The sequence below is a fragment of the Bizionia sp. genome (genome assembly GCF_048259285.1).
Lineage (GTDB): Bacteria > Bacteroidota > Bacteroidia > Flavobacteriales > Flavobacteriaceae > Algorimicrobium > Algorimicrobium hallyeonense.
In genome coordinates this window covers 14,169-38,851 of sequence record NZ_JBLXHU010000009.1, presented here as the reverse complement: position 1 = coordinate 38,851, position 24,683 = coordinate 14,169, and the positions used below count along the sequence as shown (strand labels likewise).

The 24,683-nt window shown below is 32.9% G+C and carries 21 protein-coding genes; 14 read left to right on the top strand and 7 right to left on the bottom strand.

The features are described from left to right. Positions 1-173 precede the first annotated feature (173 nt). Complete coding sequence (locus ACN0QX_RS06415) at positions 174-1,334, bottom strand: glycosyltransferase family 2 protein (RefSeq protein WP_417195933.1); 1,161 nt, start codon at positions 1,332-1,334, stop codon at positions 174-176. Beyond that, positions 1,318-2,604, bottom strand: a complete 1,287-nt coding sequence (locus tag ACN0QX_RS06410; protein WP_417195932.1) for a hypothetical protein — start codon at positions 2,602-2,604, stop codon at positions 1,318-1,320. Before ACN0QX_RS06410 ends, ACN0QX_RS06415 begins: the two co-directional genes overlap by 17 nt. A 282-nt stretch (positions 2,605-2,886) precedes the next feature. On the opposite strand from ACN0QX_RS06410, the gene ACN0QX_RS06405 reads away from it, so the two are divergent. The 6 genes from ACN0QX_RS06405 (at position 2,887) to ACN0QX_RS06380 (ending at position 9,411) form a co-directional block, all read left to right on the top strand. After that, a complete protein-coding gene (locus tag ACN0QX_RS06405; RefSeq protein WP_417195931.1) occupies positions 2,887-3,825 on the top strand; it encodes a glycosyltransferase in 939 nt (312 codons plus the stop codon). A gap of 37 nt (positions 3,826-3,862) precedes the next feature. Further along, on the top strand, positions 3,863-5,170 hold the full coding sequence (locus ACN0QX_RS06400) for a hypothetical protein (RefSeq protein ID WP_417195930.1): 1,308 nt from the start codon (positions 3,863-3,865) through the stop codon (positions 5,168-5,170). Further along, entirely contained in the window at positions 5,167-6,165 is a 999-nt protein-coding gene (locus tag ACN0QX_RS06395; protein WP_417195929.1) for a GNAT family N-acetyltransferase, read from the top strand. Before ACN0QX_RS06400 ends, ACN0QX_RS06395 begins: the two co-directional genes overlap by 4 nt. Continuing rightward, complete coding sequence (locus ACN0QX_RS06390; protein ID WP_417195928.1) at positions 6,162-7,262, top strand: DegT/DnrJ/EryC1/StrS family aminotransferase; 1,101 nt, start codon at positions 6,162-6,164, stop codon at positions 7,260-7,262. Before ACN0QX_RS06395 ends, ACN0QX_RS06390 begins: the two co-directional genes overlap by 4 nt. A gap of 69 nt (positions 7,263-7,331) precedes the next feature. Beyond that, the gene (locus ACN0QX_RS06385; RefSeq protein ID WP_417195927.1) at positions 7,332-8,576 is read left to right on the top strand and encodes an O-antigen translocase; all 1,245 of its coding nucleotides are present in this window, start codon (positions 7,332-7,334) and stop codon (positions 8,574-8,576) included. A 4-nt stretch (positions 8,577-8,580) separates the two neighbouring features. Then, positions 8,581-9,411 carry a phytanoyl-CoA dioxygenase family protein gene (locus tag ACN0QX_RS06380; RefSeq protein ID WP_248395262.1) on the top strand — a complete coding sequence of 277 codons (831 nt, stop codon included), beginning with the start codon at positions 8,581-8,583 and terminating at the stop codon, positions 9,409-9,411. Here the strand turns inward: ACN0QX_RS06380 and ACN0QX_RS06375 are convergent. Continuing rightward, entirely contained in the window at positions 9,374-10,543 is a 1,170-nt protein-coding gene (locus ACN0QX_RS06375) for a glycosyltransferase (protein WP_417195926.1), read from the bottom strand. The two genes, ACN0QX_RS06380 and ACN0QX_RS06375, sit on opposite strands and share 38 nt — an antisense overlap. Before the next feature lie 57 nt (positions 10,544-10,600). Between ACN0QX_RS06375 and ACN0QX_RS06370 the strand changes: the two genes are divergently transcribed. Both ACN0QX_RS06370 and ACN0QX_RS06365 read left to right on the top strand, forming a co-directional pair. After that, positions 10,601-11,692, top strand: coding sequence for a glycosyltransferase (locus ACN0QX_RS06370; protein ID WP_248395260.1), 1,092 nt, complete (start codon positions 10,601-10,603; stop codon positions 11,690-11,692). Continuing rightward, a complete protein-coding gene (locus ACN0QX_RS06365; RefSeq protein ID WP_066251022.1) occupies positions 11,673-12,083 on the top strand; it encodes a sugar 3,4-ketoisomerase in 411 nt (136 codons plus the stop codon). The genes ACN0QX_RS06370 and ACN0QX_RS06365 overlap by 20 nt, the downstream gene beginning before the upstream one ends. Here the strand turns inward: ACN0QX_RS06365 and ACN0QX_RS06360 are convergent. From ACN0QX_RS06360 to ACN0QX_RS06350, 3 genes are all read right to left on the bottom strand, one after another. Then, positions 12,066-13,034 carry a glycosyltransferase family 2 protein gene (locus tag ACN0QX_RS06360; RefSeq protein ID WP_417195925.1) on the bottom strand — a complete coding sequence of 323 codons (969 nt, stop codon included), beginning with the start codon at positions 13,032-13,034 and terminating at the stop codon, positions 12,066-12,068. The genes ACN0QX_RS06365 and ACN0QX_RS06360 overlap by 18 nt on opposite strands. Positions 13,035-13,079: 45 nt before the next feature. After that, the gene (locus ACN0QX_RS06355; protein ID WP_417195924.1) at positions 13,080-13,964 is read right to left on the bottom strand and encodes a glycosyltransferase family 2 protein; all 885 of its coding nucleotides are present in this window, start codon (positions 13,962-13,964) and stop codon (positions 13,080-13,082) included. A gap of 151 nt (positions 13,965-14,115) precedes the next feature. Next, positions 14,116-14,796, bottom strand: a complete 681-nt coding sequence (locus ACN0QX_RS06350) for a cell division ATP-binding protein FtsE (RefSeq protein WP_417195923.1) — start codon at positions 14,794-14,796, stop codon at positions 14,116-14,118. A gap of 245 nt (positions 14,797-15,041) precedes the next feature. Between ACN0QX_RS06350 and ACN0QX_RS06345 the strand changes: the two genes are divergently transcribed. The 3 genes from ACN0QX_RS06345 (at position 15,042) to ACN0QX_RS06335 (ending at position 21,680) form a co-directional block, all read left to right on the top strand. Next, the gene (locus ACN0QX_RS06345; RefSeq protein ID WP_417195922.1) at positions 15,042-18,074 is read left to right on the top strand and encodes a tetratricopeptide repeat protein; all 3,033 of its coding nucleotides are present in this window, start codon (positions 15,042-15,044) and stop codon (positions 18,072-18,074) included. Positions 18,075-18,131: 57 nt separating this feature from the next. Then, entirely contained in the window at positions 18,132-19,886 is a 1,755-nt protein-coding gene (locus ACN0QX_RS06340) for a TonB-dependent receptor (protein ID WP_417195921.1), read from the top strand. A gap of 174 nt (positions 19,887-20,060) precedes the next feature. Continuing rightward, positions 20,061-21,680 (top strand): amidohydrolase, encoded by a 1,620-nt coding sequence (locus ACN0QX_RS06335; RefSeq protein ID WP_417195920.1) that lies wholly within the window; start codon positions 20,061-20,063, stop codon positions 21,678-21,680. A gap of 122 nt (positions 21,681-21,802) precedes the next feature. On the opposite strand, the gene ACN0QX_RS06330 is transcribed toward ACN0QX_RS06335, so the two are convergent. Continuing rightward, entirely contained in the window at positions 21,803-22,507 is a 705-nt protein-coding gene (locus ACN0QX_RS06330; RefSeq protein ID WP_417195919.1) for a class I SAM-dependent methyltransferase, read from the bottom strand. A gap of 80 nt (positions 22,508-22,587) precedes the next feature. Between ACN0QX_RS06330 and ACN0QX_RS06325 the strand changes: the two genes are divergently transcribed. The 3 genes from ACN0QX_RS06325 to ACN0QX_RS06315 all read left to right on the top strand — a co-directional run bounded on the left by ACN0QX_RS06325 (position 22,588) and on the right by ACN0QX_RS06315 (position 24,495). Then, positions 22,588-23,082, top strand: coding sequence for a YkgJ family cysteine cluster protein (locus ACN0QX_RS06325; RefSeq protein WP_248400637.1), 495 nt, complete (start codon positions 22,588-22,590; stop codon positions 23,080-23,082). Positions 23,083-23,116: 34 nt separating this feature from the next. Then, on the top strand, positions 23,117-23,956 hold the full coding sequence (locus tag ACN0QX_RS06320) for a sterol desaturase family protein (protein ID WP_417195918.1): 840 nt from the start codon (positions 23,117-23,119) through the stop codon (positions 23,954-23,956). A 155-nt stretch (positions 23,957-24,111) separates the two neighbouring features. Beyond that, positions 24,112-24,495 carry a hypothetical protein gene (locus ACN0QX_RS06315; RefSeq protein ID WP_417195917.1) on the top strand — a complete coding sequence of 128 codons (384 nt, stop codon included), beginning with the start codon at positions 24,112-24,114 and terminating at the stop codon, positions 24,493-24,495. Positions 24,496-24,683 lie beyond the last annotated feature (188 nt).

The following is a 24,683-nucleotide window of genomic DNA, read 5'->3' as shown; positions in this document are numbered from 1 at the left end:
ATTCGAATACTTAATTATACCCTCAAGAGGAATCCGTAAAACGATTCCTCTTTTTTTGTTTTATAAGAATATAAAAAAATAGGTAATTTAATTCAGGAATGTGTTGCAATCATTTTATCATGTCTTTAGCAAACTCCGAGAATTGTTAACTGCAACTAGATTAAAAAATAGAATTAATTTGGATTGTTTTTTAAACCAAGGATACTAAAAAATAAACTAAAAAATATAATCTGCATACCAAATAATATAGTGAATACTGCAGGTATTATTATCCGGAATGTTTGAGATGGATTTAAGTTGCCAAAATGGGTGTCTTTCCAAATAGAAAATCCATAAAAGCTCAATGTAATTCCAATTATTAGAAATACGCCACCAATTATCAGTCCTGTTTCTAGATTCAAATATTTAAATAGTTTGTTGTAGCGATTGCTTTTTGGTAGTAATCCATTTTCAACGGCGTATATTTTGGTAAGTGCATAAAAAACAAAAAATTGAAACCCAATAAGAATCATGCTAGATGAATACAAAAGGGTATGTATGTCCAGCATAATATGTTTTATAATTACTGGTTGAATTATTAATAATACGGATACGCAAAAACCTAAAACCATTAACGTAATTCCAGGGATTAAAAACAACCAAGTTGGGCTGTACAATAATAAAAAACGAAGATGACGCCAGCCATCTCGCCATGTATTCAAATGTGGTGGTCTTGTTCTACCATCCTGATGTAGTTTTGTAGGAACTTCCACCATTGAAAGATTATTGAGTTTGGATTTAACTATCATTTCTGAAGCAAATTCCATTCCAGTAGTTTTTAAATTCATCTTAAGGTAGGCTTCTTTTGAAAACCCGCGTAAACCACAATGGAAGTCGCCTATTTCAATTCTAAAAAACAATCTACCCAAAAAGGAGAGAACAGGATTCCCTAAATATTTATGTAAAAATGGCATGGCACCTTTTTCAATTCCGCCTTTAAACCGATTTCCTATAACAAAATCTGAACCAGATCTTAAGGTTGTTAAAAATGGTAAAAGCGATTCAAAGTCATAACTATCATCTGCATCTGCCATTATAATGTATTTGCCAGATGCAGCCTTGATGCCACCACGAAGAGCACTTCCATAACCTTTTTCTAATATAGTTACTATTTGGGCATTAAGTAAATTAGCAATATTTTGTGAACCATCAGTACTACCATTATCAGCAATTATAATTTCACCACGCACATGATTTTTTATTAAAAAACTTTGTGCTTTTCTAATACAAATCTCTAAAGTTTCCGCCTCATTTAGGCAAGGCATTACAATAGATAATTCAATTTTCTCTGACATGATTTATATATTTAAAAATGGACACAAGGATTAAAAAAAACAATGAATAATTATAAAATAAATACCTCATGATAGAATGGCTGGCAAATGCAACAACTAATGCATTTGATAGAATTAAAGCAGATAGAAATAATATTATATAAACGTTTTTATTTGATACTTTAATTGCTTTAAAGGCACTAAAAAGCATCGCGAATAAAACAAATATAAATAGTATTGGTAGTTTAAAACCATAAATTAAATTACTGTAAAACAAACAAATCCATTCCTTAAAATTATTTTTCACTAATATGGGAAACATAGCTTTAGCAGCTTGCTCCGTATAATATCTGGCTTCGACAATCGTATTATTTTTGTTTAGAAAATACGCTGTACCTCGTTCATGTAGTGTTAAATTGCATATTTTTCCTAAATTTCTGTGAAAGTGCTTATAATCTTCAGCGTTACTCATTCGTTCTTCACTAGATAAAAGCCATTTATTTTTTGAGATAAAGGAATAACAATCATTAAATATGTGTTTATAATCCTCATTTTCTAAACTATTAACATCTTCAGCCTTGCTAATATATAATGCTGATGCAGCAGCATTTATGTAAGTGAATGGCGTGGAAATGAATAAGCCATCTTTTATTTTATGATATGATTTATCTGCCAAAATTGAAATAAAAGGGATAATCAATAATAGCATAAACCTCGTTAAATGAAACCGATTAAATACGGTTCTTTTATATTTAAAAATATATAAAATGGCCAAAACAAATGGAAGTATTAAAAATTGTCCTCGGGTTAAAGCCAAAAAGATGCTGCAAATTATTATATAAATAAGGGACTTTTTGGTATTCAGTATTATGAAATCTAAAGAAAAAGATAAAAAGAATAAATATAAAGGATAGCTTAAACCTTCAGAACTAATATTGTTTGCCACTTGTAATGGTGAAAAAAAAGGAAAAAGTAAGAGTACTAAAAAAATCAGATGTAATACATAATTTAATTCTAGAATTTTACGAACCTTTGAGCTAATGGTGTAAACTGCAAAAAGGCCTAATAGTGCTTGAATTAAAACAATAAAAAAATTAAAATAACCTTGAAAAACGATTTGAATAGACCTGGTAAAAATAGGATAACCAGGCGATCTATAGATGTTTGCATTTATGTAACTAGGTGTATCTGGGGAATAAATAGCATCATGGAAAATACAATAGAGGAAGACCAGCGCATAAAGAATAATTTCAATACCTTTCTTATAAGTTATGTTCCGTTTTTTCAACATGGATAGACTGAATACTAATTGAGTTGTGAAAGATAAACTAATAAAATTTTTAGAACGACCAAATGTTTTAAAATAATAAGTATTTTAGTGCTTGCATACGCGTAATGTCAATTTTACTGAAAGCCCAAACAAGTTGAAAATAACTTTAAGTACATAAAAGTTTTATACCTTTTTCCAAATGGGAACCTATTGGTAATTATAATGACAAAAATGCACAGAATGAAGTTGTTTTTAATAAGCTAACCAAATAGAGAAACTGTATTTTTAATTTTATAAAATTACATGAAAAAAATAGCCATTCTTTTACCTTGTTTTAATGAAAGTTCAGGAATTGATATTCTTACTAATCAGCTTGTAACTGAATTAGAAAAACTTCCTTTTTTATTCGAACTGATTTATATTGATGATGGCTCACTTGATGATACTAAAGCACGAATTCAAAACCTAAAGATAGCGTCACCTACTATAAACACTGTGTTGCTAGCTTTGAAATTCAATATGGGACATCAAAAAGCTATTCAACAAGGACTCATTTACGCACATTCTAAAAATTTTGATAATGTAATAATCATGGATGCAGATGGTGAAGATGATCCTGCCGCTATACAAGAATTATTAAAACATACAGATAAGGATTTGGTACAGGTAATCCGCGGCAAGCGTAATGAAAACTGGCGCTTTAAATTCTTTTATCGCTTATATCAAAGCTTGTTTAAAGTGGTTATTGGTAAACGCTTAAACTTTGGTAATTTCTGTATGATGAGTCCGAAACTGGTCAACACGGCTACGGAAAATTCTTTTGTGCATTTAGCGGCTTTTCTCGATAATCAGAAATGCTATAAAACACAAGTGAAGTGGGATAGGAATCAACGAATTTCGGGCGAATCTAAAATGGGTTTCAAAAACTTATTTTATCATGCCGTCAATTCCTTCGTGGAAAATGCTCAAAGCTTGCTTTTTGTGTTTATAAAACTTTGTATGTTTTTAATTTTTGGCATTCTTATTTTAACAGGCTTTATTCTCTATAAAAAATATGTGATTGATGTTGCTGTTCCTGGTTGGAGTAGTACCTTGATGGCAACGCTTTTTAATTCCTTATTAATAAGTATAGGTGTTTTTGTTTTAGGGTCGCTTCAATTAAATATTTTGAGCAAGCAAACCGGACATAAGAAGGTTGCCTATTTTACGGAATCTCAAATAGTAGAAAATTGGAAAATTTGAAATCCCAACTTTTAAATAATAAGGCTATTTTATAAATATGATAAAGGATACCAATATAATTTATATCAGTGCGTTTGGTTTACTGGTGCGTATGTTCATCTTTTTTGTGTTTTACACGCATGTTACTATCTATCCAGATAGCTCGGGCTATATTGATTTGGCCCAGCATATTTCTGCCTTAAGTTATTCGGGCTATGATGGTGCACGAACGCCAGGTTATGCATTAATTATAGCACTGTCCTTTGGAAATTTGTATGTTACTGTTTTTTATCAATTTCTATTTGGAATTTTAACAGCTGTTTTGTGGTATTTATTATTACAGAATTTAAGGTTTTCAAAAAAACAAAGTCTTTATATCACGCTGTTTTTACAAACGTTTATTCATATTTACTTTTTTGAAACGGCCATTTTAATGGAAACCTTTGTCCTGTTATTAATCACGCTGGCTTTTTACTTAATTACCCTAAACAAGCAAACGTTTGCTATGCATGTGATACTGGGTTTACTATGTGGTTATTTGGTGCTTACCAAGCCATTTTATCTATATATTCCTTTTCTATTATATGGTTTTTGGTTTTTACAGGAGCCTAAAAATTTTAAATTATTAGCCTCCCGATTTATCATTTTAGTATTTCCTGTATTAGCGTATCTAGGATGGTCTTCGGTTGTAGAAAAACATCACGGTTATTTTTCTTCTACCACCTTAATGGGTGTTTATATCTCCCAGAATTGTGTGCGTTTTGCCGAAAAATCTCCCGATGAATTCAAATGGCTTTCAGAGCCTTATGTAGCCTATAGAGACCAAGCCATTCTAGAAAATAAAGACATTGCCATGTCCATTTGGTATGCTTATGATGATGGCGCCTATGATAAATACCATATGGAGTTTTCCGAATTATCCAAAGCGCTAACAGAATATGCTAAAGTTACCATTGCCAACAATCCCATGGAATACTTGCATCAAGTGGTTTTTTATTCCTGGCGCGATTTCTGGAACCCTACGCTTTATTGGAATTATAACGATTTCAATTTTAAATATGCCAACAAACTATTTCGAGGTATTTGGTATATTCAGGAACCTATTATATATCTATTCCGAATTGTTTTTTTACTCTTAGTGCCAGTATTAATTATAAAAGCCATTAAAAATAGAACAATAGATATCGGTTTTATAATAATGTCTGTTATATTTATAGCGTCCATACTTCAAGCACTATTAACTTATGGTACCAATAATAGATTCAGTTTTCCTTTTGAATTTTTAATTATTATTAGTGTGTTGTTGTATTTTAAAGAAAGAGATTGGTGGTTCTTGAAACCGCTTATAAATAAATTTAAATTTTGACCGATAGCCATTTAAATAATTCTACATATGCTGTTCAGTTTTACGAACCGTCTTTTTATTCTCAATGGAATAAATTGGTTTATAATTCTAAAAATGGTACGTTTTTATTCCATAGGGATTTTATGGAATATCATCAAGATCGTTTTCAGGATGCGTCTGTAATTATATTCAAAAATGATAAACCCATTGCTGTTTTTCCAGCTAATAAAGTAGAAAAAACAATTTTTAGTCATCAAGGGTTAACCTATGGAGGTTTGGTATATAGTGCCAAATTAAAATTTCATGCGGTTTTAGAAGTTTTTAAAAGTCTTCTTCTGTTTTTCGAATCTGAAGGGTTTAATACATTGCAAATTAAACAATTGCCTGCTATTTATTCAAGTATTCCAAACGATGAAAGTAACTACCTCATGTTTTTAATGGAAGCCAAATTAATCAGGCGTGATATGCTTTCAGTTGTGAAACTTTCTGAAGAAGTAGCATTTTCAAAAGACCGAAAGGATGGCGTAAAACGTGGCGTTAAAAATCAATTAGTCGTTAAAAATGACAATCTTTTTGATGATTTTTGGAATACCATTCTTATACCGAATTTGGAAGATAAGCATGACGCGAAACCAGTTCATTCATTAAACGAAATTAAATTATTACAAGAGCGTTTTCCTAATAATATTAAGCAATTCAACGTTTATAGAAATAATGAATTGGTTGCTGGAACCACGATTTTTATAACAGATCAGGTAGCACATTCGCAATATATTTCGGGGAATGCGGATAAAAATCAATTAGGGAGTTTGGATTTTTTACATGACTTTCTTTTGAAAACTGCCTTTAAAAATAAACCATTTTTCGACTTTGGTATTTCTAACGAAAATCAAGGTAAACAGGTGAATTCTGGATTACTCTATTGGAAAGAAGGATTTGGAGCTCGTAGTATGACACAAGATTTTTATTCGGTACCCGTGTGTAACCATGTAAAACTAAATAACGTGATGCTATGATAAAATTTCTAGATCTTCCAGCAATAAATGCACGTTATGAAGCAGCATTTCAAGAAAAATTTCAGCAATTTTTAAAAAATGGCAGCTACATTCTTGGTCCTGAAGTTGATGCCTTTGAAACGCGTTTTTCACAATATTGTGGTACCAAATATACCATAGGCATCAGTAATGGATTGGATGCTTTAATTTTAATTTTTAAAGCCTACATGGCATTAGGCAAATTAAAACCTGGTGATGAAGTTATCGTACCTGCAAATACGTTTATAGCAAGTGTTTTAGCCATTATCCATGCCGACTTAAAGCCTATTCTTGTTGAGCCAGATCCAGAAACTTACAACATTGATGTTTCTAAAATTGAAACACACATTTCATCAAAAACAAGAGCTATTTTGGTCGTGCATTTATATGGTCAATTGGCCAATATGGACGGCATAAATAATCTAGCTAAAAATCATAATTTACTGGTTGTGGAAGATGCTGCTCAAGCACAAGGTGCAAAATATTCCAACGGAAAAAGAGCAGGAAATTTGGCAGATGCAGCTGCGTTTAGCTTTTATCCAGGAAAAAATTTGGGTGCATTAGGTGATGCTGGCGCAGTAACAACAAACAATAAGGCATTAACAAAGGCTATTTCTGAATTGCGAAATTATGGCTCTGAAAAAAAATATGTAAATACACGTGTTGGTTACAATAAACGTTTAGATGCCCTACAAGCTGCTTTTTTAAATATTAAATTACCAGATTTAGATGCTGATAATAACGAAAGACGCCGAGTAGCAAATCAGTATTTGAAAGGTGTTAAAAACCCAAAAATAAAACTGCCATTCTATGACGGTTCTGAAAATCATGTATTTCATGTGTTTGTGGTTCAGGTAGAGGATAGAGCTTTGTTTGTAAACTATTTGCAGTCACATAATGTGGAAACCCTAATCCATTACCCAATTCCGCCGCATAAACAAACGGCATTACACAACTATGCGCATTTAAAATTACCCATTACAGAAACTATACATAACAATGTGGTTAGTATTCCCATGAGCCCAATTCTGTCAGATTCTGATGTGATAAAAATTATTAACATCCTAAACACCTACTAATTGAAACGTTTATTAAACTATATTAATAGTAATGTCTTGTTTAAGGTTGCCTCTTTAAACTCGGTTTCAATGTTAGTTAAAATCATTTCTGGGTTTTTAACCTCCAAAGTGATTGCTTTATTTGTTGGATTAGAAGGAATGGCTTTAATTGGGAACTTGCGTAATTTTTTAAGCTCGGTTCAAGCGGTTTCTACATTGGGTTTGTATAATGGCGTGGTAAAATATGTTGCCGAATTCAAAGAGAATACTTTGGAGCTTAGTAAAACAATTTCCACCGTTTTCTATTCCGGTTTTATTGCGACCATAATCGTGTCTTTTTTCTGCTATTTTTTTGCTGACGAACTCAATGATTACGTCTTTGCATATTATAATGACTATGCTTATGTTATCCGGATTATGGCCATTGCATTGCCATTTTATGCGTTAAACATGTTTATTTTTGGAATCTTGAATGGCTTTTCAAAATATAAAATACTGATTGTTATTAATATTATTGGACAGATTTTTGGGCTTTCCATAACCATTCTATTAATATATAAAGAGCGCTTGGATGGTGCTTTGATTTCGGTTGTTATCTCTGAATCCTTGTTATTCTTTATTACCTTGGTTGGTATTGCTAACAGGCGTAGTTTGGCAGGATTAATTCAGGTGAAACATATTAGTTTAGATTATGTAAAAAAATTGAGTTCTTATTCTGTGATGGCTATTTTTTCTGCCTTTTTACTGCCAATTGTAGCCATTGCCATTCGGAATTATATAACAGATACGGTTGGATTAAGAGAAGCCGGTATGTGGGAATCTATGAACCGAATTTCTCGATATTACTTAATGTTCGTATCCTCTTTATTGACCCTTTATATTTTACCAAGATTTTCTGAAATTGATAATAAAAAAGAATTTAGAGCCGAAGTTTTCAATTTCTATAAAACTATTATTCCCATTTTTGCTGGCGGATTATTAGTGATTTATTTATTGCGCCATATTATAGTTTTGGTATTGTTTACTGAAGAGTTCAAACCCGTAGCCGATTTATTCTTGTGGCAATTATTAGGCGATTTCGTAAAAGTACTTTCCATTGTAATTGCGTATCAGTTTTTAGCAAAAAAAATGTTCTGGCATTATATTATAACCGAAGCTTTTTCAGTGGCGATTTTATATTTTATGAGTATTTACTTTATTGATATTTATGGTGTAAAAGGTGCTAATATTGCACACTTTGCATCCTATGTTTTATATTACGGATTGATATTGCTTATTTTTAGTTCATCATTGTTTGGTGTGATTTCTGAAGATGAAAATGAATTAGATTCTTAAACCTATGAATACAAAAACCTGTCATATATATATTGATGATAAACCTTATGAGTTTAATGTAAAGGGTGCGTTTTTTTGGGGAAAAGAAGAATTGCTTTATAATAAAACAAATAGTGTTTTATCAAAAATGCCTTGGGAGCATGAAGGGTATAAAGTTGTTGGTGCTTTTATAAATGATGAATTTTCAAGATTGAAAGAATCTCTAACTCAAAACATAATTAAGGCTATAAAAGCAAATAATATTTCGTTGGATGAAAACACCTTTACACTAGCTAAATATCATGAAATAGTAAATACAGATGAATTACACAACCAAGTAATTAACATCACTAGAAATTTAGAAAACGAAGATTTTGACTTTAATATTGATGCGCTAGCAGAACGTTTTGGAGCAATTTTAGGTTATAAATTAACATCATGGGTTGAAGAACTCCAAAAATCGCATATCCAAATCAGGATAAGCAGACCGAATTCTTTAGATATAAATCCACCTCACAGAGATGGTTACTTAAGCTATTGGGAAGATATTATAAATGTATGGATTCCAATTGAAGGCTGTAATGAAAACTCATCCTTACCTGTTTTTCCAGGCAGCCATTTAATTCCAGAGAATAACATTTTAAGAACCGCGAGTAAAGGTGCCGAAATTAATGGTAATATATATTATGTGCCATGTATATTGGAAACCAAAACCGGAACTATTAAAATGACAAGACCAAACCCAAAACCGGGAGACGCTTTAATTTTTACGCCTTTTTTAATTCATGGTGCAGCCGTAAATAATAATAAGGATATAACTAGAGTATCTTTGGAGTTGCGTTTTCCGAGAGTTTAGATTCCCACGTTTCTAAATACAGTTTTGCAACATCAACATAATGATGTTCTTTTTCAATAAAAGCTCGAGCGTTTTTGGAGATTTCTGAAATTTTTTCAGGATGTAATACCAACCATTCTAATTTTTTTGCAATTTTTTCAGCATCAGGTTCCGCATTAATGGCAATCGTATCTGCTTCAATATTATAATAATCTAACCATTCTTGTTCTGCACCTGTAAATACGACTTTACCTTTTGCCATAGCTTCCAACGCATTAAAACCTTGGTCATAAGCAAATACTTGGTCTAATAAAATATGTGCTGTATCAAAAGCTTTTATATACGCATCATAAGGTAAGCTTCTTACGGTTATAACATCAATTTTATGGGCATGGTTTTTCTTTAAAATGTCCAAAGCAGCTTCAAAAATATCATTGCCTTTTTTGTAATAATTCTTTTGATTGATACCATGAAAAATGACAATTTTATCGGTTACTTTTAAATCGATATAATCTAATTTTTCTAAATTTATAGGGTTAGGCATCATGCCCAAATATTTTTTATTTCCTATTAAAGGAATGTGGTAATCCAAATCGCTAGCCAGTACACCTTTAATGTTTTTATACACGTATTCATGCAAGTCTACATAAGGTTTTGTTAGGTGCATGATCGCATGCCAGAAATCTTTTTTAGAGCCTTTATTCTCAAAATATGGCGTCAATATCGAGTATTTGAATTTTTTTTCAAAAGCATATTTTACGCTCACATAGTCGGTACCACAGGACATTAAAAAAACGTTTTTGTTATTTTCAAAAATGAACTTTAATAAACGTTTTTCTACTTTAGGTGTCGTATTAAAAGCCGCTTCATTTATTAATTGAACAACATCAAAACCTGTTAATTGGTCTTTAAAAGTATCAAACTGCCTATTTACATCCATGGATGTTATATCAAAACCAAATATTCTAAACAATACAGATTTAAGCTTACCAAAAAAACCTTCAGTGTATTTTAAGGTGTATTTTATGTCTACTTTTCTTTTCTTGAAACCATCACCATGTCCAACAACCAATACCTCATGGCCCAGTTTTTCCAAACCTTCTTTTAAAGTATAGTGTGAAGAGTTGTATTCTCCTAATAATAAGATTTTCATTTACTATATTTGATTTCTAAAAACTAATTCTTGCAAAGTAACAATAAAAAGATTTGTTTGGTAGTATCATCCCTTGGAAAAGGTGGTGCGGAACATGCGGCAGCTTTGCAGTCTCACTTGCTATATAGGCTAGGTTATGATGTGCATATTGTTACCATTTTTCCAGATGTATTCTATACCTTTTCGGGAACCTTATTTAATTTAGGGCTTTACAAATCTGATAAGCAATCATCCTTTAACCGGATTTCTAGGCTTTTTAAGTTTAGGAAGTTTTTAAAAACACAGAATTTTGATGTTATTATAGATCATCGTTCGCGTGTACAATCGTATCGGGAATTTATTATTTCCAAATTCATTTATAAAGCACCAACGGTCTATGTTATTCATTCGTTTGAAACCAATATCATGTTTCCAAAGCAGGATTGGTTAAGTAGCTATTTGTATAAGCATGACGTTATGATTGGTGTTTCTGAAGCCATTGCAACTCATTTTAAAAAGAAATATAACTTAAAATATATTGAATGTATTCATAATGCATTTGACTTTCAGAACATTGATAAACGAGCGTCAGAACCAAATAATGATCCGTTTTTAGAAACCGACTATATTTTATTTTATGGCCGATTAGATGATGATTCTAAAAATCTGAAGTTGCTTATTGAAGCTTTCAAGAAATCGGCATTAGCACGGCAAAACTATAAACTTTTAATTTTAGGAAGCGGTTCAGATAAAGCCATGTTAACGGGTTTTGTAAAAACGCTTAAATTAGAGAAAGATGTCGTGTTTAAACCGCAAACCGACAACCCTTATATATATGCTAAACATGCAAAGTTTACGGTTTTAAGCAGTCGTTATGAAGGGTTTCCGTTGGTATTACCGGAATCCTTATATTTAGAAACACCAGTTATTTCTGTAGATTGCCAATCTGGTCCTAATGAAATTATTCAGAACAAACACAATGGCTTGCTCGTAGAAAATTATAATGCGAATGCTCTGGCAGAAGCCATGAATAGTTTTATATTTGATGAGACACTCTACCAGCAATGCAAATCCAATGCTAAAAGGAGTGTTGAAAAGTTTTCATTAGAAAATATTAGTGAAGATTGGAAAAAATTAATTGAAAATTTAGATGAAAACAACTATAAATAACGTTTCAATTGTTGAAGTTCCAACGGTTAGTGATACACGTGGAAAACTTGCCGTAATTGAAAAAGACTGTATTCCATTTAATATAAAAAGAGTCTATTATTTATATGATGTACCAAGCGATTCGTATCGTGGTGGTCATGCACATAAAAAACTATATCAAATGCTTGTTGCCTTAAGTGGTAGTTTTGAAGTACACCTAAAAGATGGTGAAAATGAACGGAAAATAACCTTAAATAAACCAGATAAAGGCTTGTTAATAGTTCCGGGAATTTGGCGTGAAATTGATAATTTTTCTTCAGGATCGGTCTGCTTGGTTTTAGCTTCAGAAGATTATGATGAAAGCGATTATATTCGCGATTATGAAGCGTTTGAACTATTTAAAAGGCGATAAATTAATTCGCCATTTTCTTAAATTTTTTTGAAGGTATTTTAAAACAATTAAGGTTTGTTGATTCTTCTTTATTAACATACGTTGTTTGCTATTCAAGCTATTGGGGTCAATCTTCTGGAAGTAGGATTCAGCCAAAACATGCTGCCCATTTAAACGGTATTTAATTCCAATTGAAAATCTATTTATATCTAAATACGTTTTTAAAGAAGGGTGGTTTTTGGCAAAACTGTCATACTTATCTAAATCTATAAAGGTGCGTAAATCTGTTTTTGTATTAGAAATTCTATTTTCTGCATGAAGATTATGTATGGCTGTTACGTCATTATTAAAAGCTACAGGATACTTCAAGGCAATACGGATCCATAAATCTGTGTCTTCACCAGCGCCAAATGTAATGCCTTCATCAAAACCTTCTAATTCGAGCAGCACACTTTTAGGAACCATGCTGGCCGAAGTCCATGCTATAGCATTGGTTATACTCGATTCAAAATAATCGGGTATAATTCCGTACCAATTTACGTCATTTGGAACCTTATTAAAAGACGCTGGGTACACATGCGATTTTATTTTTTTAGCATAACCTGTGCAATATAAACCACAGTCTGGAAACGCATCTAATAAGTTTTTTAAGTTTTCTAAATGATTTGGAAGCCATGAATCATCGGCGTCTAAAAACACCATATAATCAGTTCTTGCTTTAGAAACACCAAAATTCCTAGCAGCTGATACACCTTGGTTTTTTGTAGTGAAAATAGAGATTTTGTCGTTTTTAATATTTTGAACAACGTCTAAACTGGCATCTGTTGACCCGTCATTAATCACAATTATTTCAAAATTTTGAAAACGCTGATTTAAAACCTGATCAATGGTGCTTTTTACAAAATTAGCCTTGTTATAAAGCGGAATTATAATTGAAAAAAGTGGGTTTGAAGAAGTTGTTAAATTATTCAAATTGGTTTTAGAATTGAAAGATTAATGGTTCAAGAGGCTGAAAGTCTATTTAAGTCTACAAAAATACCCCAACCTATATAAGTCAAATAAAAACAAACTTGGGTTTTTACTGTTGACCAAATTTGACGTTACAGGTTTATCTAAATATAACATAAATTGACCAAAACAGTTATGAAGTCTTAATTTTTTTAAGATTCTATAATATTTTAGAAGATTAATTTGATTATTCAAAATAATCATATCGTTGTTCCTAGAATGTAACGTTTTAAGCCCTCGTTTTGTTTTAGCTAAAAAGTTATAATTTTCATCAATACCTAAATGATAAACCTCGTTGTCAATATGTTTTACAGGAATTAATTGTGTTTTCAAAGTCATTCCAAAAATGTAATCCATACCATAAGCGTGATTTAAATTTAACGCGTTAATATCCAGAAACATGTTTTTTTTGGTTAGGAAATTTGCAGAACACACCACACGATATGGTAATTTATTGCGCTTTTGAGCACTTACAACTTCGCGTTTACTGCCAAATTTAAAACGGAGTGAGTTTTCTAATTGGTAATCTTTTTCGTTATAAGCAATACCACCAAAAATAATGGGATTTGAGTCACGAATCAAATCCATATATTTTTTTAAAAAATCATCATTTTTCGGCATAACATCAGCATCTAAAAACAAAAGCCAATCGTTATTGGCTTGTTTGGCTAGCAGTTGCCGGGTAAGGGTTCTACCGTTGTTTTTTTTACTTATTAAAAAAGTAGCGTTGGGTAAGTTGTTAATCCGTTCATTGGCTGTGTTTAAATCCGAACCAGAACCATCGTCCATACAAATTAATTCGCATGGAATGCCTAAACGACTTGCGTCTTCCATTAGCTTATTGGCTAGCGGATATACATTATAATTATATGTTGGAATTAAAATAGAAAGCATTTGGGCATTTTAGTCAAGGGGTCAAATCTACATAATTAATTGTGGTTATACCGTTTTACAGTAAGTGGAAATGCGACTTTATTTTTGTATAAAACATGATAAAAGGATAGAGGGCATTTATAACTACTAAAATTTTAGAATCTGAAAACAATTATGCCTTACGTTGTACTACTTCATAAATTTGATTGTCATCACATTTTAAAGTTTTACTTGGGTACTTTAAAAGTAGCGCGTAATCATGAGTTGCCATTAAAATGGTGTTGCCGTTTTTATTAATATCGCGTAACACTTCCATAACTTCCACACTAGTTTGGGGATCTAAATTTCCAGTAGGCTCATCGGCTAAAATAAGTTCTGGATCATTTAATAGAGCGCGTGCTATAGCTACTCGTTGCTGTTCACCTCCAGATAGTTCATGCGGGAATTTAAACCCTTTTGTTTTCATGTCAACCTTATCTAAAACCTCCTCTACACGTGTATTCATTTCCTTTTTGTCCTTCCAGCCAGTTGCTTTTAAAACAAATAATAAGTTTTCATTAATGGTTCTATCCGTTAATAATTTAAAGTCTTGAAACACGACACCTAATTTTCGGCGTAAAAACGGAATGTCTTTTTCTTTTAAATTGCGTAAATCGAAATCTACAATACTGCCTTCACCTTTAGTAAGCTGTAAATCACCATACAGCGTTTTCATAAAACTACTTTTGCCAGATCCCGTTTTACCAATTAAATACACAAAATCACCTTTGTTAATTTCCACACTAACATCAGATAAAACTAAACTATCGCCTTGAAATATAGAGGCATCCTTAAGATGAAGTACGTGCTGCATGAATTTAAATAAATTATTTGTATTGTTTTATTACGCCTGACAAAGTACGCAATTATTGGTAAAATGGGAAAGCAGTTGGATAATTTGTTGCATAAATTTCGGCTTTTGGTATTCAAGTTGTAATCTTTGCGGTTTTCTGCTTAACAAGTATTATTTTTATATGTCTGTTTATAATTATAACATAATTCTAACGTTATAAAATACAGATTAAATTATCTTTGATTTTTAAATTTAAAAATGGTTTCATGTTGAAAAAAACGGTTCTTTCACTTATATTTTTACTGGGAATTTTATTAAGCAGTCACGCTCAACAATCAGAAGCGTATACCAATCATTTGGTTGATTATCAAAAAGCCCTGACTTTATATAATAATAGTCAATATCAAGCCGCACAATCACTTTTTAAAGCGTTGAAAAAAACGGCTGATAACGATGAAATTATAGCGGATTGCGATTATTACGTGGCTAATTGTGCCGTTCGTTTAAATCAACAAAATGCGGATAAACTTATTGAGGATTTTGTTGAAAATCATCCAACAAGTACCAAACGAAATTCGGCTTTTTTAGATGTAGCCGACTATTATTTTACAAACGGAAAATATGCGCATGCTAAAAAATGGTATGATCGTGTGGACGAAAGTAGTTTATCCCGAAATGAGCGCGATAAATTTAGTTTCAATAATGGATACGTGGCGTTTGCAACCAAAGACTATAAAACAGCTAGAAACTACTTATCGCGCATTGAAAATTCTGCCGAATATGGCTCTCAAGCTAAATACTACATTGGTTTTATGGCTTATGAAAGCGATGATTATCAAGAAGCCAACACTTATTTTGACCAAGTAAGCGATCAAGAAAAATACAAAGAAAAGCTATCTTATTATCAAGCGGATTTAAACTTTAAATTAGGAAATTTTGACGAAGCTATTAAACTTGCCAAAGCCCAATTGCCAAAAAGCAACCGAGTTGAAATCTCAGAGCTCAATAAAATTATAGGTGAAAGCTATTTCAACCAGCAAAAATATGCGGAAGCCCTTCCTTATTTATCCGAATACCAAGGTAAAAATGGCAAATGGAATAATACCGATTATTATCAATTAGGTTATGCGCATTACAAACAAGGCGATTTTGAAAAAGCCATTTCAGAATTCAATAAAATTATTGATGGTAACAATAGTGTGGCGCAAAATGCCTATTACCATTTAGGTGAAAGCTATATTAAGTTAAATAAAAAGCAGGAGGCTTTAAATGCGTTTCGAAATGCATCACAAATGGATTTCGATTTAAAGATTCAAGAAGATGCTTGGTTGAACTATGCCAAAATTAGTTACGAAATTGGTAATCCCTATCAATCCGTTCCGCAGGTGTTGACAACCTATTTGGAAACCTATCCAAATTCAACCTATAAAGAGGTAATTGAATTGCTTTTAATTGATTCTTATATCACCTCCAAAAATTATCAAGAAGCTTTAAAGTTATTAGAAGGGAAACGCAGTTTTGCCAGTAAGGAAGCCTATCAGAAAGTGACTTTTTATCGTGGATTGGAATTGTACAATGAAGGGAATTATCAAGAAGCAAAAGCACTTTTTAATAAATCTATTAAAGAAGCTATCAACGAAACATACACCACGCGTGCGACCTTTTGGAAAGCAGAAACCGACTATAATTTAACGAATTATGATGATGCTTTAATTGGTTTCAAACAATTTCAACAATCCAATACGGCAACAACAACGCCCGAATATAAAAACAGTGATTATAACATAGCTTATACCTATTTCAAGCAAAAGAACTACACAAAATCTAGCGAGTTTTTTAATAAGTTTCTCCAAGGAACTGATTTAGATCCCGTGCGTTTAAACGATACGTATTTACGTTTGGGTGATGCGCATTTTGTGTCTAGTTATTATAGTGCTGCTATTGCTGCCTATGATAAAGCTGTAAAAATGAATAAGGTGGATGCCGATTATGCCTTTTTCCAAAAAACATTAAGTGAAGGTTATGAAGGTAAATCTTCACAGAAAATAAGTGGTTTAGAAGAATTTATTCAGATATATCCAAACTCTACACTTCGGGATGATGCCATGTACGAGCTTGGTAATTCCTATATCAAAGCTAATCAAACGGTGGAAGCCATGAAAATGTACGATCGTTTGGCTCGTGAAAATCCGAGAAGCACCTTCGTGCCTAAAGCCTTATTGCGTCAAGGTTTAGTGCATTATAATGCCAGTAGAAATAACGAAGCACTCGATAAATTTAAAACTGTAGCAACCAATTATCCAAATACAGCTGAAGCCAATCAAGCGGTTTCAACCGTCAGGTTAATTTATATTGATTTAGGCCGCGTCAACGAATATGCAGCTTGGGTACAAACGCTAGATTATGTATCTGTTTCTGATGCCGATTTAGATAATGCCACGTACGAGTCTGCCGAAAAGAAATATTTAGATAACAAAACGGACGATGCCATTAAGCAATTTAATGGGTATTTAAATCAGTTTCCAAAGGGACTTCATAATTTGAAAGCGCATTTTTATGTTGCACAGTTATACTTTAAAACCGATTTAAAAGAAAATGCGGCGCCACATTACCAAGCGGTTATTAGTGCAACGCCAAGTGAGTTTACAGAGGAAGCTTTATCTAGATTATCACAAATTCATTTAGATTCTAAAAATTGGTCAGCTGCCATTCCTGTGCTGAAGCGTTTGGAAACCGAAGCCCGTTTTCCACAGAATGTCGTGTATGCGCAATCCAATTTAATGAAAGCCAATTATCAATTAAATAAATATAATGACGCTGTTGCTTATGCTGAAAAGGTGTTGCAGCAATCAAAAATTGATAATAGAATTACCAGTGATGCTTATGTTATTATTGCACGTTCTGCCATGAAAACAAACGATGAAACACGTGCTAAAACGGCTTATGCCGAAGTAGAAAAAACAGCATCTGGAGAAACAGCCGCGGAAGCATTTTATTTCAAAGCGTATTTTGAAAATAAAGCAGGAAATCATGAAGCGTCTAATGTTACAGTTCAAAAATTAGCCAAGGATTTTTCAGGTTATAAAAAGTATAGTGCCAAAGGTTTGGTGCTTATGGCTAAAAATTATTATGCCTTAAATGATGCCTTTCAAGCCACCTATATTTTAGAAAGCGTTATTGAAAATTTCAAAGACTATGACGATGTGGTTACGGAAGCTCAAAATGAATTAACCAAAATTAAATCAGAGCAAGCCAAAACAAACGCATCCGTACAAGAACAAGATCCAGCAGGAAACTAATTGGATATAATTATTATGACAACACAGCAGCAATTTCAGCAATCAAAAAATAAATCTATGCGCAAGCACATTCATATAGTATTTACGAGTTTATTTCTTATTATATCGGTTTTTTCGTGGGCACAAGAACGCGATAAAGATACGTTGGACACCAACGTTATTAATGTGGTAAAACCATATACGCCTTCCATTTCAGATGCGTTTAAGGTAAAAGAAACACCATCATTAGATGATGATGTTACAGCAACTAAAAAAGATATAGACTACAATATTTTTTCAATTCCAGTCGCGTCTACATTTACGCCTGCAAAAGGGAAAGCGGCCGTTTTAGATAAAAAAAAGGCACCTAAATTGTATGATAATTATGCGTCTTTAGGTTTTGGTAGTTATACGAGTATTTTGGGTGAAGTTTATTTAAACCATGCTATTAGTAGAACAGAAAATGTAGGTGGTTACTTTAGTCATCACTCATCGCAAGGTGGTCTGGATGAGGTGTTATTAGATGATAATTTTTATAATACCAAAATGCAAGCAACTTACGGTCAAAACAATCGCGATATGTCTTGGAATGTCAACCTTGGCGGTGTGCACCAAATATATAATTGGTACGGCATGGATCAACCGCGTTTTACCGAAGCAGATGCGCAAGGAATAGACGCTGGACATACATTTTATGGTATTCATGTGGGTGGTGATATAGCTTTTGAAGACACCTATATTGATAAAGGAACCGTGCTTTTTAGACATTTTGGAGACGATAATGGATCAGGAGAAAATCATTTCAATGCGAAAATAAGTTCTGATATTGAAATTAGTAATTTCGAAATAAATACGGCCTTAACTATCGATTATCTTGGTGGTAGTTTCGATAGAAACTACATAACCAATGACGAACTGAAATATGGAAATTTCAACATTGGTTTAGCACCAACCTATCAATTAATTCAAGAGGATTTAACTTTAGATCTAGGTGTAACCTTGGTGTATTTAAATGATACGCAAGCTGGAGATAACAAATTCTATATTTACCCAAATATTTCTGCTTCCTATCGTGTGGTAGATGAATTGGTTATTGCTTATGGTGGTATTAAAGGTGGCTTAATTCAGAATACCTATTACAGCTTTGCACAAGATAACCCATTTGTTTCGCCAACTTTAAGTATTATTCCAACAGATCAGCAATATCACGCTTTTGTTGGACTTAAAGGAAAAATATCCAATAGTATGGGGTATAATCTTAAAGGTGCTTACATAGCTGAAAATGATAAAGCCTTATTCCGAAACAATTTAATTCCTTTTGGTTTCGATTTAAATGAAACCTATCAATACGGGAATTCGTTTGGCGTTGTTTATGATAATGTATCAACCTTTTCATTTGGTGGCGAATTGAATGTGGATGTGAATCGTAATTTCACATTAGGTCTGGCAGCCGATTATTTTATTTATGATACTAAATATGAAGCGGAAGCTTGGAATCTCCCTAATATCAAAGCCTCGTTGTTTGTGGATTATCAAATTAGCGATAAATGGTTTGCAGGTGCGAGTCTGTTTTATGAAGGTGAACGCGAGGCATTATCAGGTTTTCAAACCATTGATAATCCGTTATTTCCTTCATTGTTAAACCCAACACAACAAGTAACATTAGATGGCTTTTTTGATGCCAATGCACATGTTGGTTACCATATTAACGACCGATTATCGGTTTATGCCAAAGCAAATAATATGGCTAGCCAGAATTATGAACGTTGGTTAAATTATCCAGTACAAGGCTTTCAGGCTTTAGCTGGTGCGACTTATAAATTTGACTTCTAAAAGATAAAGATAGAATGTCATTGCGAGAAGGTAACGACGTGGCAATCTCATTAATTTCATCTAAATTTTTATAAAAGCGTTCAAATTTGAACGCTTTTACTATTTTTACAAAACGTTCATTTGCGTATTCCTACTATAAAGCGGAACGCATTGAAAACTATTTATAAAATGAATATGAAAAAACTTCTAACCCTAGCCATTTTAGCAACCGTATTGTCTTGTCAAAAAGAAAAAATGCCAGTTGATGCTATTGTAATCAACGGAAACATCTACACGGTAAACGGTAATTTTGATAAAGCTGAAGCCTTCGCCATAAAAGATGGCAAATTTTTAGAAATTGCCTCTTCAAAAATACTTCAAGAAAAATACGTAGCAGATACTATTATTGATGCCCAAGGCAAAACTATTGTGCCAGGCTTCATTGATGCGCACGCACATTTTGAAGGTTTAGGTAATAATTTATTAAGTGTGGACTTAATGGGGACGGATAGTTTTGATGAAGTTTTAAAGCGTGTTTTAGATTTTCAGAACGAGAATCAACTTGGCGTTATTTATGCCAGAGGTTGGGATCAAAATGATTGGGAAGAAAAAGAATTTCCTAATAACGCCTTACTCAATCAGCTTTTCCCGGATACACCTATTGCTTTAGGTCGTGTGGATGGTCATGCTACTTTGTTTAATCAAGCTGCATTAGATTTAGGAAATATAACGGAAACCAGTCAGATTGATGGTGGCGATTTCATTAAAAAGGACGGTAAATTAACGGGTGTTTTAGTAGATCGTGCTCAAAATCTTGTTTTTAATAACTGGCCGGTAGCCTCAAAAAGTCAACGTGTCAAAGCGCTTTTAGCCGCACAACAAGACTGTTTTAAATATGGTTTAACCACTATTGATGATGCCGGCGTGTCGGCTGATGCCATTGAAATAATGGACAGTTTGTATGAGACGGGCGATTTAAAAATTCGTTTATACGTTATGGCAAGTGGTACGGAAGATCAGTTAGATTACTACTTACAAAACGGCATTGTAAAAACGGACCGTTTGCATATTCGCTCGTTTAAAATCTCGTCTGATGGCGCGCTTGGATCGCGTGGGGCTTTATTGCGTGAGCCGTATTCCGATGCACATACTGTTTACGGTTTACCGGTTACGAGTTTAGATTATTTAGAAAAAGCAGCAACACGAATTGCGAATTCAGAATTCCAATTGAATACACATGCTATTGGTGATTCTGCCAATCATGCCGTTTTAAATATTTATAAAAAAGCACTCAAGGGCAAAAATGATAGACGTTGGCGTATTGAACATGCACAAATTGTTTCACCTGAAGATTTTGAAAAATTTGATGACATTATGCCATCCATACAACCTACACATGCAACTAGCGATATGTATTGGGCTGAAGATAGGATAGGAGCTGAACGTATTAAAGGTGCTTATGCTTATAAAAAGTTATTAGATACATACGGGAAAGTAGCACTAGGAACCGATTTTCCTGTGGAAAAAGTAAGTCCATTTTTAACCTTTTATGCCGCTGTTGCCAGACAGGATTTAAAGGAATTTCCTAAAGATGGTTTTCAAATGGAAAATGCCTTATCACGTGAAGAGACTTTGCGTGGTATGACCATTTGGGCAGCTTATTCTAATTTTGAAGAAAACGAAAAGGGGAGTATAGAAGCAGGTAAGTTTGCCGATTTTATTATGCTAGATCGTGATATTATGAATGTTGATATTCAGCAAGTTCCTGAAACTAAAGTGGAACAAACCTATTTAGGAGGAGTTCAAGTTTATTAGTATTTAGGCATTAGTAGGGATTGGAGATTAATGATTGTTGATTGTTGAAATTGGGAAAACCTTAAACCAAAAACCGTGAACCTAGAGCACTGAACTTTAAACCTTGAACTTTAAACCTTGAACTAGTAATATAATCGTGCCAAATAATCATAATGCGCACCATCTAGTATCTTCTCACATTTTAATCCAACCGTTTGGCACGCAAGATTCAAGGTTTCAAAATCTAGGTATAACCATTTCATAGGGATTTCATCTTCACCTTTATAACTTAAATAGTAGTCCAATTCGCCATGATAATTGGCTTGGGTATCAATCCATAAACCGCCATCTTCATCTTCGTACATGTATTTTATATCTGAAGAATCTATTAGAACCTGACCACCAGGATTCAACAACAATTTTAAATGGTTTAAGTAGGTGCTGACTTCAGATAACTCTTGAAATATTCCTGTACCATTCATCAGTAATAAAATGGTGTCAAAAGTTTCGGTTTCATCTAAAAGGGCTTTTAATTCAGCGTTTTTTACACCACGTTCTGTAGCCACATCAATAGCACCTTCCGAAACATCAATGGCTTTAACGGAAAAACCTTCTTCTTGTAAATATAAACTATGACTCCCTGCACCACACCCAACATCTAAAATTTTCCCTTTTGCTAACTGTAAAGCTTTCTGTTCAAGCATGGGCATGTCCTTAAACGCTCTAAATAAATAAGGAATAGGTAACTCATCGTCTTCAGAAATATTTGTAGAAGTAATTAAATCTTCCGTATATTTTCCCGATTGATAATCCAATAATGCTTTTCCGAATATGTCTTTTAATTCCAAAGTTTGCTATTTAAAGTTTATTGTTAAGATGGTTTTCCTAGTTTTGTAATGATTTGAATCTCAAACCAGAAAATTTGAACCTGAAAGCCAAAATAGAAAGCCTTCCAAAACTTGCCAAAGATAAGCATAAGGAGAGTAAAGATTTCTTTAAAAAATTAAAAAAGAAACCACCCAAGCAATTGGATTATATCATGCAAGAACTTCATGAAGCTGAATTTCAACGTACAGATTGTTTGGATTGCGCTAATTGCTGTAAAACAACGGGTCCATTGTTCACGAATAAAGATGTAGAGCGCATTTCAAAGCATTTTAAAATGAAGCCTCAACCGTTTATAGATCAGTTTTTACGGATTGATGAAGATAATGATTATGTATTGCAATCTGTACCCTGTACCTTTTTAGGTGCCGATAATTATTGCAGTATTTATGAGGTTAGACCAAAAGCCTGTAGCGAATTCCCACATACGGATAGAAAGAAATTTCAACAAATAGCTAATCTTACCATGAAAAATGTAGAAATCTGCCCTGCAGCTTTTAATATTGTGGAGGAAATGAAAAAGCGGATTAAATTATAAATTGAACTTTTAGTATCTTTAAACAAAAAAGAATTTGGAAGCAATTATCACTTATTTTGAAACCATTCCCACATTACACCGAAGTATTTTATTAGTAGGTGGTATTATGTTTTTTTGGTTTTTAGAAGGTGCCTTACCTTTATTTCAGTTTAGTTACAAGAAATGGAAGCACGCTTGGCCAAATTTGTTTTTCACCTTAACAACCATCATTATTAATTTTGGATTGGCCTTTTTATTACTTAAGTCCACGGATTGGGTAGCTGCAAATAATTTCGGAATTATTAATTGGTTACCCGAAATGCCTTTAGGTTTATATGCGCTTTTGGGAGTGTTACTACTGGACTTTTTTGGCGCTTATTTAGCACATTTTGTAGAACATAAAGTTAAACCGCTTTGGATGGTTCATTTGGTGCATCACACCGATCATCATGTAGATACAACTACAGGAAACAGACACCATCCCATAGAGAGTGTCATTCGGTTTTCTTTTACCATTTTGGGTGTGTTTATTGTGGGAACACCTATAGCTATTGTTTTTCTATACCAATCTTTATCCGTCATTTTTACGCAATTAACACATGCTAATATAAGAATGCCTAGAAAGCTTGATAAGTTAATGAGTTATGTGTTTGTCTCACCTGATATGCATAAAGTCCATCACCATTATGTTCTGCCTTATACAGATTCTAATTACGGAAATATATTTTCTATTTGGGATAGACTCTTTGGAACCTATATGGAACTAGATCGGGATAACATTGTTTATGGTGTAGATGTGTTTCCAGACGAAGTTGCTAATGGTAAAATTGGTGAGTTATTAAAGCAGCCTTTTAAGAAATATCAAAAACCGACTATTATTCCGGGAAAGGACTAAATGTTTAGGTAAGTATATGAGAAGCACAGCTTTTATCCGACTTTTATGCTGTTTATAGACAAGATTATAAATAATTGTGGGCGTTTGTTTAGATTTATCTCGAGAGATTAATGCGCTGTCGTTGTGTTGGTTATAAACAAAACACAATGATTTTTATGAACACTTACGTTTTCCCTTTTTTCCTATTTGCCTTTTTATTCAGTAATCAGTTTGCCAATTCGCAAACCAGCTACATGGTTAAAATTGAGAAAAACACGAACTTATATGCAAACACCTTACTGCACGAATTAAATGCAACCAAGGATACCCTACTATTACAAAGTCCTACAAAAATTAGTCATATTTATTCTATTAATACGGCATATAAGCGTGAAATAGATCTGTATATAGATGCTAAAACTTTTCAGATACCGTTACAAAATTTATCTAAAGGAAAACATGTACTCGTTGTTTCGCAATCCGCTAAAAAAATAGTTTTTGTTATTTATATAATCGATGCTTTTACTAGAATTGAGCGTACAAAACTTTCTTATAAATAAAGTTGTTAGTATTAAAGCTGTAACAATAACAGCAACATATCTTACTGTCTGTTTGTCGATTATTTCTTCATTCACCTTCTGTTAGTCTATTAAATATAAAGACTGAACGAATAAACATCTCAATATTTGATGTATTTGCCTTGACCTCATACTTTTACAGTATTAAATATCTGATTAATAGCCCATAA

Bases quoted from the DNA above. Each gene is read 5' to 3' on its own strand.
- ACN0QX_RS06390 (WP_417195928.1), top strand. From the start codon at position 6,162: ATGATAAAATTTCTAGATCTTCCAGCAATAAATGCACGTTATGAAGCA.
- ACN0QX_RS06410 (WP_417195932.1), bottom strand. From the start codon at position 2,604: ATGTTGAAAAAACGGAACATAACTTATAAGAAAGGTATTGAAATTATT.
- ACN0QX_RS06345 (WP_417195922.1), top strand. From the start codon at position 15,042: ATGTTGAAAAAAACGGTTCTTTCACTTATATTTTTACTGGGAATTTTA.
- ACN0QX_RS06380 (WP_248395262.1), top strand. From the start codon at position 8,581: ATGAATACAAAAACCTGTCATATATATATTGATGATAAACCTTATGAG.
- ACN0QX_RS06415 (WP_417195933.1), bottom strand. From the start codon at position 1,334: ATGTCAGAGAAAATTGAATTATCTATTGTAATGCCTTGCCTAAATGAG.
- ACN0QX_RS06375 (WP_417195926.1), bottom strand. From the start codon at position 10,543: ATGAAAATCTTATTATTAGGAGAATACAACTCTTCACACTATACTTTA.
- ACN0QX_RS06405 (WP_417195931.1), top strand. From the start codon at position 2,887: ATGAAAAAAATAGCCATTCTTTTACCTTGTTTTAATGAAAGTTCAGGA.
- ACN0QX_RS06365 (WP_066251022.1), top strand. From the start codon at position 11,673: ATGAAAACAACTATAAATAACGTTTCAATTGTTGAAGTTCCAACGGTT.
- ACN0QX_RS06315 (WP_417195917.1), top strand. From the start codon at position 24,112: ATGAACACTTACGTTTTCCCTTTTTTCCTATTTGCCTTTTTATTCAGT.
- ACN0QX_RS06335 (WP_417195920.1), top strand. From the start codon at position 20,061: ATGAAAAAACTTCTAACCCTAGCCATTTTAGCAACCGTATTGTCTTGT.
- ACN0QX_RS06400 (WP_417195930.1), top strand. From the start codon at position 3,863: ATGATAAAGGATACCAATATAATTTATATCAGTGCGTTTGGTTTACTG.
- ACN0QX_RS06355 (WP_417195924.1), bottom strand. From the start codon at position 13,964: ATGCTTTCTATTTTAATTCCAACATATAATTATAATGTATATCCGCTA.
- ACN0QX_RS06385 (WP_417195927.1), top strand. From the start codon at position 7,332: ATGTTAGTTAAAATCATTTCTGGGTTTTTAACCTCCAAAGTGATTGCT.
- ACN0QX_RS06340 (WP_417195921.1), top strand. From the start codon at position 18,132: ATGCGCAAGCACATTCATATAGTATTTACGAGTTTATTTCTTATTATA.
- ACN0QX_RS06350 (WP_417195923.1), bottom strand. From the start codon at position 14,796: ATGCAGCACGTACTTCATCTTAAGGATGCCTCTATATTTCAAGGCGAT.